The sequence below is a fragment of the Dyadobacter sp. SG02 genome (genome assembly GCF_900109045.1).
Classification (GTDB): Bacteria; Bacteroidota; Bacteroidia; order Cytophagales; family Spirosomataceae; genus Dyadobacter.
In genome coordinates this window covers 775,026-791,687 of sequence record NZ_FNYL01000001.1, presented here as the reverse complement: position 1 = coordinate 791,687, position 16,662 = coordinate 775,026, and the positions used below count along the sequence as shown (strand labels likewise).

The 16,662-nt window shown below is 51.2% G+C and carries 15 protein-coding genes; 9 read left to right on the top strand and 6 right to left on the bottom strand.

Features of this window, described 5'->3' with window-relative positions; translation table 11 throughout:
- Nucleotides 1-3: 3 nt before the first annotated feature.
- The 3 genes from BMW93_RS03285 to hxpB form a co-directional block, all read right to left on the bottom strand.
- Nucleotides 4-432, bottom strand: a complete 429-nt coding sequence (locus BMW93_RS03285; protein WP_090373734.1) for a hypothetical protein — start codon at nt 430-432, stop codon at nt 4-6.
- A gap of 98 nt (nt 433-530) precedes the next feature.
- On the bottom strand, nt 531-1,844 hold the full coding sequence (locus BMW93_RS03280) for a PAS domain-containing sensor histidine kinase (protein WP_229240189.1): 1,314 nt from the start codon (nt 1,842-1,844) through the stop codon (nt 531-533).
- A gap of 55 nt (nt 1,845-1,899) precedes the next feature.
- Complete coding sequence (hxpB, locus tag BMW93_RS03275; protein ID WP_090373732.1) at nt 1,900-2,574, bottom strand: hexitol phosphatase HxpB; 675 nt, start codon at nt 2,572-2,574, stop codon at nt 1,900-1,902.
- Nucleotides 2,575-2,695: 121 nt separating this feature from the next.
- On the opposite strand from hxpB, the gene thiM reads away from it, so the two are divergent.
- The 6 genes from thiM to BMW93_RS03245 all read left to right on the top strand — a co-directional run bounded on the left by thiM (nt 2,696) and on the right by BMW93_RS03245 (nt 8,956).
- Nucleotides 2,696-3,493 carry a hydroxyethylthiazole kinase gene (gene thiM / locus BMW93_RS03270; protein WP_090373731.1) on the top strand — a complete coding sequence of 266 codons (798 nt, stop codon included), beginning with the start codon at nt 2,696-2,698 and terminating at the stop codon, nt 3,491-3,493.
- A gap of 148 nt (nt 3,494-3,641) precedes the next feature.
- Entirely contained in the window at nt 3,642-4,292 is a 651-nt protein-coding gene (thiE, locus tag BMW93_RS03265) for a thiamine phosphate synthase (RefSeq protein ID WP_090373730.1), read from the top strand.
- Between the two features lie 133 nt (nt 4,293-4,425).
- Nucleotides 4,426-5,247, top strand: a complete 822-nt coding sequence (thiD, locus tag BMW93_RS03260) for a bifunctional hydroxymethylpyrimidine kinase/phosphomethylpyrimidine kinase (RefSeq protein ID WP_090373729.1) — start codon at nt 4,426-4,428, stop codon at nt 5,245-5,247.
- Nucleotides 5,244-5,894: a thiaminase II gene (gene tenA / locus BMW93_RS03255; protein WP_090373728.1), complete on the top strand. Its 651-nt coding sequence runs from the start codon at nt 5,244-5,246 to the stop codon at nt 5,892-5,894. The genes thiD and tenA overlap by 4 nt, the downstream gene beginning before the upstream one ends.
- Before the next feature lie 108 nt (nt 5,895-6,002).
- Nucleotides 6,003-8,318 (top strand): TonB-dependent receptor, encoded by a 2,316-nt coding sequence (locus BMW93_RS03250; protein WP_090373727.1) that lies wholly within the window; start codon nt 6,003-6,005, stop codon nt 8,316-8,318.
- Nucleotides 8,319-8,455: 137 nt separating this feature from the next.
- A complete protein-coding gene (locus tag BMW93_RS03245) occupies nt 8,456-8,956 on the top strand; it encodes a pyridoxamine 5'-phosphate oxidase family protein (protein ID WP_090373726.1) in 501 nt (166 codons plus the stop codon).
- A gap of 74 nt (nt 8,957-9,030) precedes the next feature.
- Here the strand turns inward: BMW93_RS03245 and BMW93_RS03240 are convergent, their stop codons facing one another.
- A complete protein-coding gene (locus BMW93_RS03240) occupies nt 9,031-9,573 on the bottom strand; it encodes a ferritin-like domain-containing protein (protein ID WP_090373886.1) in 543 nt (180 codons plus the stop codon).
- Nucleotides 9,574-9,790: 217 nt separating this feature from the next.
- On the opposite strand from BMW93_RS03240, the gene BMW93_RS03235 reads away from it, so the two are divergent.
- Nucleotides 9,791-10,708 carry an LEA type 2 family protein gene (locus BMW93_RS03235; RefSeq protein WP_090373725.1) on the top strand — a complete coding sequence of 306 codons (918 nt, stop codon included), beginning with the start codon at nt 9,791-9,793 and terminating at the stop codon, nt 10,706-10,708.
- A gap of 12 nt (nt 10,709-10,720) precedes the next feature.
- Here BMW93_RS03235 and BMW93_RS03230 read toward each other — a convergent pair whose 3' ends face one another.
- Nucleotides 10,721-12,667, bottom strand: a complete 1,947-nt coding sequence (locus BMW93_RS03230; protein WP_090373724.1) for a glycoside hydrolase family 127 protein — start codon at nt 12,665-12,667, stop codon at nt 10,721-10,723.
- A gap of 93 nt (nt 12,668-12,760) precedes the next feature.
- Entirely contained in the window at nt 12,761-14,131 is a 1,371-nt protein-coding gene (locus tag BMW93_RS03225) for a sigma-54 dependent transcriptional regulator (RefSeq protein ID WP_090373723.1), read from the bottom strand.
- Between the two features lie 373 nt (nt 14,132-14,504).
- Between BMW93_RS03225 and BMW93_RS03215 the strand changes: the two genes are divergently transcribed.
- On the top strand, nt 14,505-15,752 hold the full coding sequence (locus BMW93_RS03215) for an efflux RND transporter periplasmic adaptor subunit (RefSeq protein ID WP_090373721.1): 1,248 nt from the start codon (nt 14,505-14,507) through the stop codon (nt 15,750-15,752).
- 116 nt (nt 15,753-15,868) lie between these two features.
- Nucleotides 15,869-16,546, top strand: a complete 678-nt coding sequence (locus BMW93_RS03210) for an ABC transporter ATP-binding protein (RefSeq protein ID WP_090373885.1) — start codon at nt 15,869-15,871, stop codon at nt 16,544-16,546.
- Nucleotides 16,547-16,662: the final 116 nt, after the last annotated feature.

Genomic DNA, 16,662 nt, shown 5'->3' with positions numbered 1-16,662 from the left:
AGGCTATTTTCTCTCGATTTTCAGCTGGATCGAATATTTCTCTTTGGTTCTGGTCGAATCCCCGAACTTGGGATAAGGATTGACGGCACTGAGGACAAGTCTGTATTTCTGTCCCGCAAATGTCTTTTCCAATGTATCCGAACCCGTTGATGCATCGCAGGTACCGACGCACATTTTGACGTGTTCCTTAATGCCTCCCTCGGTAGTAACCCCGCTAAGCAGCAGATCCACCGCCGCCCGACCACCCCAGATACACGTCACGCCTTCCGGACAACGGCTGTCTTCCACCTCGAAAAACGTAAGCGTAGCCACTGGAATGTCGTTCAGTACAACGGTTTCCTTGTATTTGATACCATCCTCTTTCTTATCCACACCGGTACTTTTGCAGGCCACCGCCATCGCAGCAAAAAGCACGAATACATACTTTTTCATCGGGTTGTTATTTAGGTTTTTTGCAGGACAATATGGTGGCGGGGAAGGTTGCAACGGAATGGGCTTTTTGACCATAGACGATGGTCGGGCCGGAGGTCCTAAAACACCAACGTAAACACCGTCCCTTTCCCAACCTGCGATTCGACATTCAGTTGCCCGTTATGTTGCTGTAAAATCTGGCGAGAAAGGCTTAATCCGATACCGGAGCCCGTTTTTTTGGTGGTATAAAAAGGAATGAAAATGTTCTCCAATGCCTCGGGTTCGATACCGTCGCCGTTGTCGGCCACTTCGATCATGACGGTCCCGTCGATCTGGTAGGCCGTGAGGGTAATGAGACGATCGGTCTGGTGGGAGAATGCCTCGGCGGCATTTTTGATGAGGTTGATCAATACCTGCTGGATCTGGCTCGCGTCGGCTTTGACGGTGAGCGATTCCGGTTTTACGGACAATTTCCAGAGCACACCGGATTGAGTCAGGTCTGTTTGAAGCAACTGTACTACCTCCTGCAAAAGCTCCGCAACTTCCAGACTGGCGAAAACCGGCTTGGGTAACGTCGTGAAATCGCGGTAGGCGTTTACGAACTGCATCATGCCTTTGCTGCGCTTTTCGAGCGTCGATAATGCTTCTTTTAAGTCGTTTACAGCTTCCTGATCGTTCGTTGACTTCTCGATATCCTCGTTCACGATCAGGCGCATGGTGCCTACGAGCGATACGATAGGCGTCATGGAATTCATGATCTCGTGCCGCAGCACGCGGGTAAGGTTTTGCCAGGATTCGATCTCCTGTTGCTGCAACTCGGTCTGGATGTTTTGTAATACCACAATTTTAACCCACATCCCACGCAGCTGAATGGCGGCTGCCTGCAATGCGAGCGGCTGGTCGGTAGGCGTGCGGTACAGGTCGCGGACGCCGGTATCGAGGTCGGAAAGCAGCTCATACAGGCGCGGGTGCCTTTCTTTGAGCTCGCTGAGCTGGTGCAGGCGGTAGATGCCCAGCATGCGCAATGCCGCATTGTTGATCAGGTTGACCTGCCCGTTGGAATCGAAAGTAATGAGGCCCGTCCCGATGTGCTGGACAATGGTGTTGAGGTATTGTAAATTGGCCTCTTTCTCCGCGCGCGCCTGCCTGAACGCGTGCAAGACTTCGTTGAACTGCTGGTTAAGCTCCTTGAACGTCCGGCCCATTTTGTTGTCTGAGCGGAAATTGATCGTGAAATCGGAATAGCGTACCGATTCGAGGAAATAGGTCAGTTTGCGGTTCACATTCGTGACATACTGGTACAGCAGCGATCCCTGTACGAATATGAAAATGGTACCCAGGATGTACACCAGCGTTTCGTTGGTATGCTTGGACGCCAGCCAGGCGAGGGCAATGACACTCAGGACAATCACTATTATCCTGATCATAATCATAATACTGAAATGCCGGAGTCCGATCATGCGGGGTAAGCGGGAATAGGGTCGAGGTTTAGTTTTCGATCACACTTTGCGGCACACCCGACATTTCGCTCAGGATGTATTGTTCGAGCGACGGGATCTTGTAATGTGCCATATCAAACTTTTTATCTTCAAAAACTTCCGCCGCAGGTACCGAAATCGTGATCATACCTGCTGCATGCGCGGAGCGTAGCCCCGCGTGCGAGTCCTCGAAAGCAATGCATTCTTCGGGCAAAACACCGAGTTTTTTAGCGGTAGTTAGGTATACCGCCGGGTGGGGCTTGGTGTACTTTTCCAACTCGCCGGAATGCCAGGTGTCAAAATAGTCAATAATTTCCAGTCTTTTTAATACCCCCTCAATGAGGTCCATGTGCGAGGCCGAGGCGACCGCCAGTTTCAGGCCCTGTTTTTTCAATTCCCTGATCAGCGTAATGGCACCGGGCATGGCTTCGGCATTAGCCAGAATATCGTGATGTGCCTTTTCAAGTATTTCAGTTTCAAGCTCTTCGAAAGAGGGTGTGTTCCAGGGCTGGATCTGGTGGCAGAAATCAAGAAACAGCTTGATGGACAGTCCGGTAGTCTGTAAGCGAAGTGCTTCGGTGATTTCAAAATTGACTTTTTGCATGACAGAACGCGCCGCTTCCGTCCACATTGGTTCGGAGTCGATGAGCAGGCCGTCCATATCGAAAATTGCTGCTTTGATCATGATCAGGGGAGTGTGGGGATTTTTGATAACCACCCAAAACTACTACATTCGTCGGTGATGTCGAAGGGAGGAAGGGCTACATTTCCATTCCCTTTCCTCCTTTTCCCCAAAAAAAGTAACGATGGCTATTCAACTGGAAACAAACCTCGAAAAACTGCGTGCCTCGGCCCCGCTGGTGCAAAATATTACCAATTTCGTTGTGATGAACTTCACGGCCAACGCATTGCTCGCAGTGGGGGCGTCGCCGGTGATGGCACATGCGGTGGAGGAAGTGGAGGATATGGTGGCGATCGCTGGTGCGCTGGTAGTCAACATCGGTACGCTTTCGGCGCATTGGGTGGAAGCGATGAAACTGGCGATGAAGAAGGCGGCCGAACTTGGCAAACCGATCATTCTCGATCCCGTAGGCGCGGGCGCGACGCCCTACCGCAACAAAGTGCTGACCGAACTCCTGGAAACCGCCCCGCCGACGATTATCCGTGGTAACGGTTCCGAAATACTCGCATTGGCCGGAGCCAGTATCCAAACCAAAGGCGTCGACAGCACCGTAGATTCGACGGATAGTATCGGCGCCGCACGCGCATTGAGCGCTCGCTTCGGTTCGGTGGTGAGCGTGAGCGGGGCGGTAGACGTGATCGTACAGGGCAGCCGCACAGGCTGGGTATCCAATGGCGTGCCGCTGATGACGAAAGTAACGGGTATGGGCTGTTCGGCGTCCGCTATCGCCGGCGCATTCGCGGCCATTTGCAGCGATCCCTTCGAAGCGGCGGTTTCGGCGGCGGCTACGATGGGGGTTTGCGGGGAGCTGGCTTACCGCAATACGAAATTACCCGGTTCGTTTCAGATCGCGTTTTTAGATAAATTGGCAGAAGTAAGCCCGGCGCATTTGGCCGAGTTGAGCAAGGTTAAATTTGAATAATAGTGAAGGAACATTGGTAGACGAAGATTGCTGCCGTATGTTTGAAAATCCCGTGAGGGACGGCATGCCCAAGGGCATTTTTGAACTGGATGCGGCATAATTGGCTGCCTATATCACATGCCTGACGGCATTAAAAAAGAGAAATGTAATGTTAAATCTCGAACTATATCTCGTAACCGACGAAGCTGCATGCCTTGGCCGCGACTTTTACTGGGTCGTGGAAGAGGCGGTGAAGGGAGGCGTTACGATGGTGCAATTGCGGGAAAAGTCGCTTTCGACCCGTGCATTCATCGATCGGGCCAAGCGCTTGAAGGACCTTTTGGAAACTTATAATGTCCCTTTGATCATTAATGACCGCGTTGATGTAGCATTAGCTGTGGATGCGGACGGCGTGCATATCGGGCAGAGCGATATGCCTTTTCAAACGGCCCATCGGTTGCTTGGAGAGGGCAAAATCATTGGACTATCGGCCGAAAAGCAATCCGATTTGCTCGAAGCGGAGCATTGGAACCTGTCGTACCTCGCCGTGAGCCCGCTTTTTGCTACACCTACCAAAACAGACACCGAACAACCCTGGGAACTCGAAGGGCTCCAATGGGCGCGGCAGGAAAGCCGGCATCCGCTGGTCGTCATTGGCGGGCTTCACACAGGCAATGCGCGCGAAGCCGTGCTGAACGGCGCGAACGGTATTGCCGTCGTATCGGCCATTTGCAGCGCCCCGTCTCCCCGAGAAGCGGCAAGAGAGCTGAAAAAAACCATTCAGAACGCCATTCTTTGGCCAACCCTCAACACCCCCTGACCATACCTGACCATACCTGACAACCCCTGACTATACCTGACCGCACCCGACCACACCCGACCACAACTGACCACACCTGACCACACCCGACCACACCCAACCACACCCAACCAACACCACCAACCACATTCCTATGAACCGTTATCCAACTGTATTAACCATCGCCGGATCCGATAGCGGAGGTGGCGCAGGCATTCAGGCCGACCTCAAAACGATCGCCGCGCTGGGAGCCTACGGAACTTCGGCCATCACCGCGCTCACTGCGCAGAATACGCAGGGCGTGCGGGCCATTCACCCGGTGCCGCCGGCTTTTTTGCAGGAACAGTTGGAGGCTGTTTTCGAGGATATTACGGTTGATGCTGTAAAAATCGGGATGGTCAATACTGCGGAAGTAGCATATATAATCGCGGAGGCGCTCGATCGCTTCCAGCCGTCTTTCGTCGTTTTTGACCCGGTGATGGTATCTACCAGCGGTTCCAAACTGATTCAGGATGAGACGGTGTCGGTGCTCTGGAACGAACTTTTCCCTCGCGTCGACCTCATTACCCCCAATCTCGACGAGGCAGAAATACTCATCGGTGGACAGATCCGAACCCCAGCGACGATGAAGAGTGCCGCGACGGAGATGGTTGAAAGAGGCTGTAAAGCGGTATTGCTGAAAGGAGGCCACCTGGTAGCGCCGACGATTTACGATGTCCTGGCGCAGCGAGGGCAGGAGCCGCTGATCCTCGAATCGGATTATATCGATAGCCGGAATGTCCATGGTACGGGCTGCACATTGTCGTCGGCCATTGCTACCTACCTTGCCAAGGGCAATTCGCTGGCGGAGTCGATCATTTTCGCCAAGGAATACATCGCCGGCGCTATCCGCGAAGGTAAGAACGTTGTTACGGGTCACGGGCCCGGGCCGCTGAACCATTCATTTTCACCACTTTCCATGCAGATTATATCATGAAATTTACCGACCTGCTCTGGGCCGAAGCGCTGCCAATATTTGAACAAATACAACAACATCCATTCAACCAGGAGCTGAAAGAGGGTACATTACCGCTTGAAAAGTTTAAATTCTATATTTACCAGGACTCCCTTTACCTCGCCGATTTTGCCCGCGCATTGGCCGTAGCCGGCACCAAAGCCGGTAACAGCCACGAACTGCTCGATTTCCTCCAATTTGCTCAAAACGCCATTCTCGTAGAGCGGGCTTTGCATTTAGGTTATTTCAAAGAATACGTGATCGATTCCCAATCGGGGAAAGCGCCGGGCTGTTTTGCCTATACCAATTACCTGATGGCCACCAGCGCATTCGAATCCTACGAAGTGACAGTGGCCGCATTGCTCCCCTGCTTCTGGATTTACAAACAAGTCGGCGACTACATTTACGCCAACCAGACAGGCCCGAATGCTTATCAAAACTGGATCAATGCCTACGCAGGAGAAGATTTCGCCCATTCCGTACAGAAGGCGCTGGATATTTGCGATCAGCTGGCCGAGAATGCCTCAGAAGCGACGCGCAAAAAGATGATCGAGGCATATGTGACGGCGTCGAGGTTGGAATATATGTTCTGGGATAGCGCGTATCGGTTGGAGGAATGGGTGGTTTAGGACCGGCGGTCCATGGTCGGCGGTCAAAAAATCCCCCGTTCAAAAATTTTTCCAATAACTTTTAGGGTACCCACCGGCTGAGTTGTCAGAATTGCAAAACAACCAGCCATGAAAAAATTTATCTTGACCTTAATGGCCGGGGCCGTGAGCGCCCTGGCCTTTGCCCAGCCTGCCCAGACCGTCAAAGGACGGATCATTGATACCGAATCGCAGCAACCTGTGATCGGGGCGAATGTGATCGTGACATCCGTAACGCCTATTATCGGAGGCGTGACCGATACGGAGGGGAATTTCCGCATCGAGAAAGTACCTGTCGGCCGCCATTCATTTAAAATCACCAGCATAGGTTATGACGATGCATTCGTGCAGGAGATCAATGTCGGCTCGGGGAAGGAAGTCGAATTGAATATCAAACTGACTGAGTCGTTCCGTGCTCTGAATGAGGTTGTTGTGAAGGCGCAGAAAGAGAATGGCGCGCCTTTGAACGATATGGTGAGTGTGAGCGGGCGCTCCTTTACCGTAGACCAGACCAAACGTTTCGCGGCATCGGTAAACGACCCGGCGCGGATGGCGATGTCGTTTGCCGGCGTAGCGGCGACCGATGATGGTAGTAATCAGCTCATTATCAGGGGTAATAGTCCGAAAGGAATGCTATGGCGGATGGAGGGCGTTGAAATCCCTAATCCGAACCATTTCGCGCAGGAAGGGGCGAGCGGCGGGGGCATCAGCGCATTGAGCGCCAATGTGCTCGGCAATTCCGACTTTCTCACCGGCGCCTTTCCCGCGGAATACGGTAATGCCACATCCGGTGTTTTTGACCTTAAACTCAGAAAAGGGAATAATGAAAAACGTGAATACGCGATGCAGGCCGGTATTCTCGGGCTCGACTTTGCAGCAGAAGGCCCCATTGGTCCGAAAGGCGGCGCTTCTTATCTGGCTAATTACCGCTATTCTACGTTGTCGGTTCTTAACAAGATCGGCGTTAATCTTAATGGCGATGCTTCGATTGATTTTCAGGATGGCGCTTTTAAAGTATATATTCCTTACGACGACAAGGTGGTGGTGAGCGTGTGGGGAATGGGCGGCATCAGCACGTCCAAGGTCGACGACGACGATTGGAAGGAAACTTTCAAGTCGAACCGTGGGATGGTAGGCGTCAATTACCTCCGCTATATCAACAGCAAGTCGTATATGGAAAACATCGTTTCTTATTCTGCGACAACACAGACGGGTGATTTTTATGACAAAAATATCGATGCTACCTACCAGCAGAAATTTGTAAACCAAGCGCTTAGGCTCTCTTCTTTATATAACTACAAGCTGAATGCGCGCAACACAGTGCGTCTGGGCGTGATCATCAATCACCTGGATTTCAACCTGTACGACAAAGATAATGAAGACGGTCCCTATGAAATCAATGTGGACCGGAAAGGAAATACCCAGCTGTTTCAGGCATATGCGCAATGGAAGTCGCGTTTAACGCCTACCGTTACGTTGAATGCAGGTTTGCATGGCATGCTGCTGGCGTTGAACAACCGATATTCGATCGAACCGCGTGTGGGTGTGCGCTGGGCGGTAGCGCCGCGTTCGACGGTGAGTTTCGGGGCAGGTTTGCACAGCAAAACGGAATCCATTTCCATGTACATGGCCCAGGTAAAGGTGTCGGATGACAAGACGGATCAGATCAACAAAAACCTCAAACTCACCAAATCGGCGCATTTGGTGGCGGGCTATGAGTTCAGGCCGTCGGCGAGCTGGCGGGTGCTTGCGGAGACCTATTACCAGCACCATTACAATATCCCTATCGGCCCGCCGAATACCACGACGCCCTATTTGCTCCACAACTCGCAGCTGAACGAGATCAGCGGTTTCGTGAGCGATTCGCTGACGAGTGACGGTAAAGGACGCAGTTACGGTTTGGAACTGACCGTCGAGAAATCGCTGACAGCCGGTATTTACCTCATGAGCACGACTTCATTGTACCAGTCCAAATACACCGGTCGCGATGGCATCGAGCGCGACAGCCGTTTCAATAGTAAATATGTGCAAAACTTCCTCGCGGGTAAGGAATGGCGCGTCGGTAAAAGCAAAACCAATATTTTCGCAGCGAACATCAAGCTCCTCGCAGCAGGCGGTAACCGTACTACACCGATCGATTTGGAAAAGTCGAGAGAGAAAGGCCGCACGGAACGGGATTGGTCGCGAAGCTACTCGGAGCAACTGCCCGCCTATTTCCGTGGCGACCTGCGTGTGAGTTACACCAAAAATAAAAAGCGCACCACCTCGACCATCTCACTCGATATTCAGAACGTGACCAACAGGCTGAATGCGTTCGACCGCTATTACAACAAGAAAGAGGACCGGGTAAAGTTGATCACCCAGACAGGCATGCTGCCTATCCTGAATTACCGCCTGGAATTTTAATGCAAGGCGTGGCGGGCGTTCGGTTGTAAATGAGCGAAAAGATCCGCCAACAGTGGCCTCGTCAGGTAATCTTTGGAACGGTTGTTTTACAGATCTGGATTCGAACGAAAATTTCAACAAATCTAAAAACGACCGTTATGGAAAAGGATTTTGAAGATAATCAGGCTGTTAAGAAACTAAAATCGCTTGCGGAGGACATCCGGTTCTGCATGTACACGACCATCGAAGACGGCAAGATCGTATCGAGGCCGATGACGACGCTGGACATCGATGTCGAAGGTAATGTGTGGTTCTTCACAAGCCGTCACACAGAATTAGTGAGAGACGCACGCAGAGGTGATCCGGTGACATTGATTTATTCGGACCCTAAAAACAATACCTACCTGAGCGTATCGGGCACGGCGTCGATCGTGGAGAGCGAACACCGTAAGGAAGAACTATGGAATGTAATGACGAAAGCCTGGTTTCCGGGGGGAAAAGACGACCCGGATCTCGCGGTTCTCAGGGTTACCACACAAGAAGCGGCCTATTGGGATAGTACATCTTCCAAAATGATCGTATTCTTTTCGATGCTCAAAGCGGTGATCACGGGCAGCACACCGGAAGGTGGGGATCATGGCAAATTGAATCTGGTGTAGATGTATATATTGAATGCAAAAGAGGCGGTCGGGAATCCCGATCGCCTCTCTGCTTTTATAAAAGGCAGAAGCCTTTACTCTACACTTGCTTCCTCATTCACGTAGGCTTCTGCCAGTTCGGTGAGCTTATGGTCGGTTTCCCCTTCCTGGTCAAGCGTTTGTTGCAATAGATCAGCGACGTTGGAATGCCCGAGTGTACGCGCGATGTTGCGCAGTGTACCATACGATGCGATTTCATAATGTTCCACTTTCTGGGCGGCCATAATCAATCCGCAGTCGCGCACCATCGTGCCTTTTTCGGTGCTTTCAAGGATTTCGTTCGCTTCTTCGATGAGCCCTTCCATCGCCGCGCATTTTTTGGCTTGCGCTTTTTCGCCGATTAGGCCAAAGATTTCTTCCACGCGTGCTGCGTGCTGTTCGGTTTCAGTAGTATGTTGTTCGAATGCAGCCTTTAACTCTTCGGAAGTGGTATTCTTGGCCATTTTTGTAAGCGCTTTTGCCAGATTCTTTTCAGCCCAATAAATGTCTTTAAGACCATCTACAAATAATTCTTTCAGCTTAGTGCTATCCGATTCGGTAATTTTCTTGGGACTTGTTTTACTTTTTGTCGCTTTCATGATCATGTAGTTTTAATGGTCGTTGTTTTGTTGAAAGTGATGGCGGTCGCCATCCGATTGCGGGATCCTTTTTAAAAACCCATACCAATCCGATAATGCCGTTTGCAGCAAATCTCAGCCCCGTGCTTGAAGATATTCCTACCCATATACGTGTGGCAGGGGTGGGAAAGGGGTAGGAATGCTTTTTGAACAACGGGCATATCAACCGACTGACACCATGAGCAAAAGCAAACCATTTAAACCAGTCATCATCATTCTCCTGCTACTCGGCATCGCCGTGGCCATCTGGTACTTTTTCAAAAAGAGCAAACCCGATGCGGTCACGGGATTAAAACCACACGTGGAAATGAGTATCGCACACATCAGCGACGTGACGGACAGTACCATTAAAATGGAGCTCAAAACATTGTTGTATAATCCGCTTCCGGTGGGGATGCATTTGAAGCGCCTCAATTATGTGGTAAAAATGAATGGCAAAACGATTGTTGAGGACCATTATAACCAACCGCTGGAAGTAAAAGCGGCCGACAGCTCTTTGCTAACGCTGCCTGCGAAAGTGAAAATCCGCAACCTGCGCGTGGAAGGAGACGAGGAGGCTGCCAAAGGCCAGGATAGCGCCGATTATCATTTTAAAACCATCCTGCATTTTGAAAAACCATTTCTGGGAAAAGATTCCCTTGTGCTCGATATGGATAAGCGCTTGCCGCTTTACCGGCTTCCGAAGGTCAAAATGGCGGGTTATGATTTCAAAAAGCTGGGTCTGAAAGAGTCGGATATTGTAGTGAAAATCGAGGTTACGAACTTGAACACGTTTTCACTCCAATTCCGGGACCCGCGGTATGCTATGGATTTGGGTAAACAAAAACGCTTCGCGGAAGGCGCTGTCACGGGTATTACCAGGGTGAAAGCCAAAAGCACGGAGATTTATGAAATCCCGCTTTCGGTAAGTCTTGGGAAAGTGATAAAGGCCGGTGCGCAGATGATCGGCAAAGGCAAGGAACTGCCGTTTACATTCTATTTCAAAAGCAAAATCAAATCCGAAAACGAGGTCCTGGACGGCAGCGATATGAACCTCATTATGGATGGGGAATTGAAGGATTTGGAGGCGTTTCAAAAGAATATGGGGCGGGAGTAATGACGGCCGTCATCACTCCCTGTCAAACCAAATCGTCATTTCATTGGCGCCGCGGTTGGCCCAGGCGTAGTAGGGGATTAATGTGATGTTTTGTTCTTTGGATTTCAGGACATTGATGCCGCCGAGCATTTCCTTCTGGTACGATGGGGTGAATTCCTGCGTGCCGGAGATTTTCATGGCGAGGGCCTTGCCGCCATTGTCGTGGCCTTCCGCGCAGTAAAGTACCGGCCCGCGTTCGATGGCAACCTTCCCCTGGTTGGATTTCAGGTTTTCATTGGCGATCACTCTGCGTACCGGCATATCGACCACGAGCTCGATCACATCGCCTTTTTTCCAGGTACGGTTCAATTTCAAATAGCCGTTTTCAATGGTTGGGTCCATTTTTTTGCCATTGACGGTCAATCCCACCGGTTTTACGAGTTTGTCTTCATAACTATACAAATCCCCCGGAATCGCCTGACCGTTCGCCCAGCCCGGAATGCGGATATGCAGCGGAAAAGCTCCGCTCTTTTCGGGATCTACCTGAATGCGAATGTTTCCCTGCCAGGGATATTGGGTCTGCTGAGTGATTTGGACCGGGGTGTTTGGAAGCGTAACGTTCGCTTTGGTATCGCCGAATAGGTTGATGACTAATGCATTACCTTGAGTCGCATACATGTATGCAGGCATGGAAGGCAGAAAGCGCGAGACATTGGTAGGGCAACACGCGGTACCGAACCATTCGTGCCGCACGGCACCAGAGCCTTTGTTGAAGTCGTTGGTACCATTAGACGACATTGGGTTAACATAAAAGAATGTATTGCCTTTCACACCCATTCCGCCCAGGAAACCATTGTAAAGCACGCGCTCGAACACATCCATGTATTTCGCGTCGCCGGTGAGGAGGTACATTTTGTGGTTCCAAAGCATATTCGCGATAGCGGCGCAGGTTTCGGCGTAGGCATTATCGTTGGGCAGAATGTAAGGCTTGTCGAATGCTTCGCCGTCCTCCCGGGCGCCCATTCCGCCGGTTACATATTGTTTTTTATAGGTGGCGTCGTTCCAGATGGCTTGTACGGCGGTCTCGTCTTTTGAGTCGGGGCGGAGGGTGAGCAGATCGGCTACGCCTGTGTACAGGTACTGCGCGCGTACCGCGTGCCCGACCGCCTCGCGCTGGCGCACGAACGGTACCTGGTCCTGAAAATAGGAGGGGCCGAGCTTGTGCTCGTCGAGGAAGAGCGTGCGCTTGTCGGAACGGCCGCGCATGTCGATGAAGAATTTGGAAAGATCGAGGTATTCCTTTTTGCCGGTAACGCGGTAGAGGCGGATCAATGCGAGTTCTGTCTCTTCATGACCCGGTACCACCACCATTTGTCCGGGTTTAGGGCCAATGGTTTTAACCAAATGGTCGGCATTCCTGATGGCGACATTCAGCAAATTCTTTTTGCCCGTCGCTTCGTAATGTGCTACCGCCGCTTCGTACAAATGCCCTGCATTGTACAATTCATGGCTGCCGTTCTCGAAGGAATAGCGGTAAGGTCCCGCGATCCAGTCATAGGAACCGGTGGTATCCTTGTTAATGGTTCTGATCGTGTACAAATAACCATCGGGCTCCTGCGCGGCGGCGAAGAGCGTGATCAGCGAGTCGAGGTAGTGATCCAGTTTAGGATCATATTGATTTTGAAGTACATAAGAAGCACCTTCAACGACTTTGAAGACATCTGAATCGTCGAATCGAGCCCCTTTAAATACCCCTTTTTTCAAACCACCGGCTACTGCGAAGTTATCAAACCGGCCCGACTCCTCGCATTGATGCAATGCATGCGGGATCGTTACGCCGCGCGCCAGCTCGACGCGATCGTGCCAGAAACCGTCGGTAGTTTTAACGTCTTTGAGCGGTACCGGTTTGATGCCGCCGGTTTGGGCAAATAGAAAATGGGAGAAAAAAACGAGGATGAATATGGGAAGTGATTTCGTCATCGGAAGTACAAAGTTGGAACGCAGTTGAGCTTTACATTTGATTTAAACCCAAAAAACATGCCAAGTTTGTACTTCCGTGCCGTTTGAAATGGCTTACAAGCCGTATTTCTCCATCCTCCGGTAAAGTGCTGCGCGGCTGAGTCCCAGCTCACGGGCCGCGTCGGTGATGTTTCCGTTGAAGCGTTTCAATGCTTTGATGATCATCGTTTTTTCCATGTCTTCGAGGTCGAACCCGGTGGCGGTAGCAGGTTGTCCGGCCGAACTTTTGAGGAAAAGGTCATCAGGTTGCAAGGTTTTTTCCTGCGAAAGGATCACTGCGCGCTCCACAGCATGCTGCAATTCGCGGATGTTGCCCGGCCAGTTGTACTGCTGCATTTTCTTAACCAATGCATTGCTGATGTCGTTAACGGGACGGTTATACTTTTTGGCGTATTGCTTGAGGTAATATTCGGCCAGTGCGCTGATATCCTCGGGCCTGTCGCGTAATGGCGGCAGTTCGAGTTCGATGGTATTGATCCGGTAGAGCAAATCCTGGCGGAAGGTCTTTTCGTTGACCATTTTTTCGATATTCATATTCGTCGCACATATGAGGCGGACGTCGAGCGCAATGGGTTTGTTGGAGCCGACGCGCGTTACTTTGCGCTCCTGGATGACGGTGAGCAGCTTGGCCTGCAATGGCAATGTAAGGTTACCGATCTCGTCCAGGAAAATGGTGCCGCCCTTGGCTTCTTCGAAACGGCCGGCGCGGTCTTCCTTCGCATCCGTGAATGCACCTTTCACGTGGCCGAACAGCTCGCTTTCGAAAAGGGTCTCGCTGATCGCACCCAGATCCACGGCTACGAACGGCTTGTCCGAACGCTTGGAATGCTGATGCACGTGCCTGGCTAGCTGCGTTTTACCCGTACCGTTTTCGCCCAGGATGATTACATTGGCATCTGTCGCAGCCACCCTTTCGGCGGTGACGAGTACCTGCCGCATGCTTTCACTGGTGGCCACGATGGTATCTCCGACGGCCTTATTGTTCTTTTTGCCATCATCTTTGGTCTTTTCTTCCGCTACCGGCAGCACTTTGTCCTTACCTCCTTCGAGTGCCGTGCTGATCGTCGCCAGCAGTTTGTCGTTTTCCCAGGGTTTCAGTACAAAATCGATGGCACCGGCTTTGATCGCGCGGATCGCCATTTCGATGTCGCCGTACGCGGTGATCATGATCACTTTCGCGGCCGGGTTGATGTCCAGGATACGATCGAGCCAATGGAAACCTTCGCGCCCGCTGTTCACGTCGCGGGTGAAGTTCATATCGAGCAGGATCAGGCTATAATCGCCGTTAGTGACGAGGAATGGCAGTTTTTGGGGGTTCTTTTCAATGTCGACCGCTTTGGCGTGCCGTTTCAGTAAAAGTTTGGCGGCACTGAGCACGTCAACATCGTCGTCGATAATCAGGATCTTGGCTTCTGATAGTAGCATGGCTGTTCTTTCTTGTGGTGCGCAGGCGGGTTAATACTGCCGGATAGGGACTTAACGCAATTGTTTGTCAAGATAAGGACGCAATTTGAAATATTATTTCCTAACAAGCTAAAATGTCACTATTTTACCTTAAAAAGACGGCTTGGGGGCCTTGTCCGCGCCCGAACAAACTTGTCCGATAACGAACAATATTAACGGTGTTCTGAATTTGAATAATGTTGATTTTCAAATGATTAGATAGCATTGTCTTCTTTGGCATAGTGATTGGATTAATAAAGGCAAATACAACTGCGAACTCAATCACCAGCATATAATGGAAGTTAAGACACCTAACTCGACTAGCACCAGTAACGGATTTTCCGGAGGATCAACAATGGACCGAGTAAAACCCAAGAAATTCTGGAATACCAAACGCATCAGCATCATCGGTGGTAGCGTTTTACTGGCAGCGTTCCTGATCTATCAGTTCTTTTTTGCCGATAAAAGAAGCAAGCTGAACGTTGAACAGGACAAACTGACGATATCGACCGTTCAGAAAGGCAAATTCGACGAATTCATCGTCGTAACCGGGGTGGTTCAGCCGCTCAAAACCATCCAGCTCGATGCGATCGTAGGTGGTTATGTGACCGAAAAATTGATTGAAGGTGGTAACATGGTGAAACAGGGCGACGTCCTGCTTCGTCTCGAAAACCAGAACCTCAAACTGAGCTTCCTCCAATCGGAAACAGAGGCCAGCCGATTGGTCAACGACCTTCAAAACACGCGACAAAACCTGAAAGTAGCCCGGTTTACACTCCAAAAAGCATTGAGCGACCTGGATTTCCAGCTCGATCAGGCCAAAGACGCGCATGATCGGAATGTGAAGCTTTATAAAGACAAAGTGATTCCCGAAGCGGATTACCTGAAAACGAAACGTGACTACGAAAAGCTGGTAAGACAGCGCGAAATCGAGATCGAATCGCAAAAATACCAGGAAGAAAACGCCAAAATGCAGATTAACCAGTTGGAAGGTACATTGGCCAGCACGCAGAAAAACGTGAGCCTGTGGCGCCAGACGCTTGACAACCTCGTGGTGAAGGCGCCGGTATCGGGTCTGTTGTCGTCCATGAATATCGAAGTTGGTTCCAACATCAGCCAGGGCCAGAACATCGGGCAGATTGACGATTTGAATGGTTTCAAAATGCGTGTCAGCGTGGATGAGCACTATTTGTCACGGATTTTCGTCGGGCTGGCCGGCTCGATGGAGTTCAACGGAAAAGATTACGGGTTGAAAATCATCAAAATATATCCGGAGATTTTGAGCGGACGTTTCGAAGTGGATATGAAGTTCGACAACGGTGCCCCCGAATTGGTAAAAAGAGGCCAGTCCGCGCCGATCCGTCTGCAACTCGGCCAGCCTTCACAGGCAACATTGCTGCCGGTGGGCGGCTTCTTCTCCGAAACAGGTGGAAACTGGGTGTATGTAGTAGGCGAAGACGGCAAACGTGCCGCGAAACGCAACATCACATTAGGTCGTAAAAATCCCGAATATTTCGAAGTCCTCGAAGGCTTGCAGCCGGGCGAGAAGGTCATTACCAGCTCGTATGAGAACTTCGGCGACAATGAAGTGCTAGAATTTTAAATAAAATGGCGGTCGGCCGTCCGCGGCCGGCCGTCAATACAACTTTTCGAATACCTGAATTTATCACGAAACCCAGCCGACAGCCGCGCGTTGAAAGCCGAAAGCCACGTAAAAAAATGATCAAGATCAACAACATGCACAAGGTGTTTTCTACCGAGGAAGTAGAAACAACTGCCCTCAACGGCATCGACATGGAAATTAAGGACGGCGAGTTTGTTGCCATCATGGGACCATCCGGTTGCGGGAAATCTACCTTGCTGAACATTCTGGGACTGCTCGATAACCCGAGCGAAGGGTCGTACGAGTTTTACGGCACGGAAGTGGCAAAAATGTCGGAACGCCAGCGTGCGCAGATCCGCAAGGGTAACATTGGTTTCGTGTTCCAGAGCTTTAACCTGATCGACGAACTGACGGTTTATGAGAACGTGGAGCTGCCATTGCTGTACCTGAAAACGCCTCCGGCGGAACGCAAGGAGAAAGTGGAAGCAGCACTGACGCGCATGAACATGATGCATCGCCGCAACCACTTCCCGCAGCAGCTATCGGGTGGTCAGCAGCAACGTACCGCCATTGCCCGCGCCGTGGTAGCGACTCCGAAGACAATCCTGGCCGATGAACCTACGGGTAACCTCGATTCCAAGAACGGTGAAGAGGTAATGAACCTGCTCAGCCAGCTGAACGGCGCCGGAACGACGATCCTGATGGTAACGCACTCGCCTTACGATGCAGGTTTCGCACACCGCGTAGTGAACCTGTTCGACGGCAAGATCGTGACTGAAAAAATACATGTTTAGAAATCCTCCGGCTATTGACGACTAGCGCGGCTTTATAGCAGGAACCTTTGATGCGGGGGCACCAGCTCCCTGGAATGCAGTGTGGGGACCCTGGCCGGGTGACAAGCGCCAAAGCT

What these genes read in the sequence shown, in the direction of transcription:
- BMW93_RS03215 (WP_090373721.1), top strand. Translation starts at nt 14,505, where the DNA reads ATGGACCGAGTAAAACCCAAGAAATTCTGGAATACCAAACGCATCAGC.
- BMW93_RS03230 (WP_090373724.1), bottom strand. Translation starts at nt 12,667, where the DNA reads ATGACGAAATCACTTCCCATATTCATCCTCGTTTTTTTCTCCCATTTT.
- thiM (WP_090373731.1), top strand. Translation starts at nt 2,696, where the DNA reads ATGGCTATTCAACTGGAAACAAACCTCGAAAAACTGCGTGCCTCGGCC.
- BMW93_RS03225 (WP_090373723.1), bottom strand. Translation starts at nt 14,131, where the DNA reads ATGCTACTATCAGAAGCCAAGATCCTGATTATCGACGACGATGTTGAC.
- tenA (WP_090373728.1), top strand. Translation starts at nt 5,244, where the DNA reads ATGAAATTTACCGACCTGCTCTGGGCCGAAGCGCTGCCAATATTTGAA.
- BMW93_RS03245 (WP_090373726.1), top strand. Translation starts at nt 8,456, where the DNA reads ATGGAAAAGGATTTTGAAGATAATCAGGCTGTTAAGAAACTAAAATCG.
- hxpB (WP_090373732.1), bottom strand. Translation starts at nt 2,574, where the DNA reads ATGATCAAAGCAGCAATTTTCGATATGGACGGCCTGCTCATCGACTCC.
- BMW93_RS03280 (WP_229240189.1), bottom strand. Translation starts at nt 1,844, where the DNA reads ATGATTATGATCAGGATAATAGTGATTGTCCTGAGTGTCATTGCCCTC.
- BMW93_RS03285 (WP_090373734.1), bottom strand. Translation starts at nt 432, where the DNA reads ATGAAAAAGTATGTATTCGTGCTTTTTGCTGCGATGGCGGTGGCCTGC.
- thiD (WP_090373729.1), top strand. Translation starts at nt 4,426, where the DNA reads ATGAACCGTTATCCAACTGTATTAACCATCGCCGGATCCGATAGCGGA.
- BMW93_RS03240 (WP_090373886.1), bottom strand. Translation starts at nt 9,573, where the DNA reads ATGAAAGCGACAAAAAGTAAAACAAGTCCCAAGAAAATTACCGAATCG.
- thiE (WP_090373730.1), top strand. Translation starts at nt 3,642, where the DNA reads ATGTTAAATCTCGAACTATATCTCGTAACCGACGAAGCTGCATGCCTT.
- BMW93_RS03210 (WP_090373885.1), top strand. Translation starts at nt 15,869, where the DNA reads ATGATCAAGATCAACAACATGCACAAGGTGTTTTCTACCGAGGAAGTA.
- BMW93_RS03250 (WP_090373727.1), top strand. Translation starts at nt 6,003, where the DNA reads ATGAAAAAATTTATCTTGACCTTAATGGCCGGGGCCGTGAGCGCCCTG.
- BMW93_RS03235 (WP_090373725.1), top strand. Translation starts at nt 9,791, where the DNA reads ATGAGCAAAAGCAAACCATTTAAACCAGTCATCATCATTCTCCTGCTA.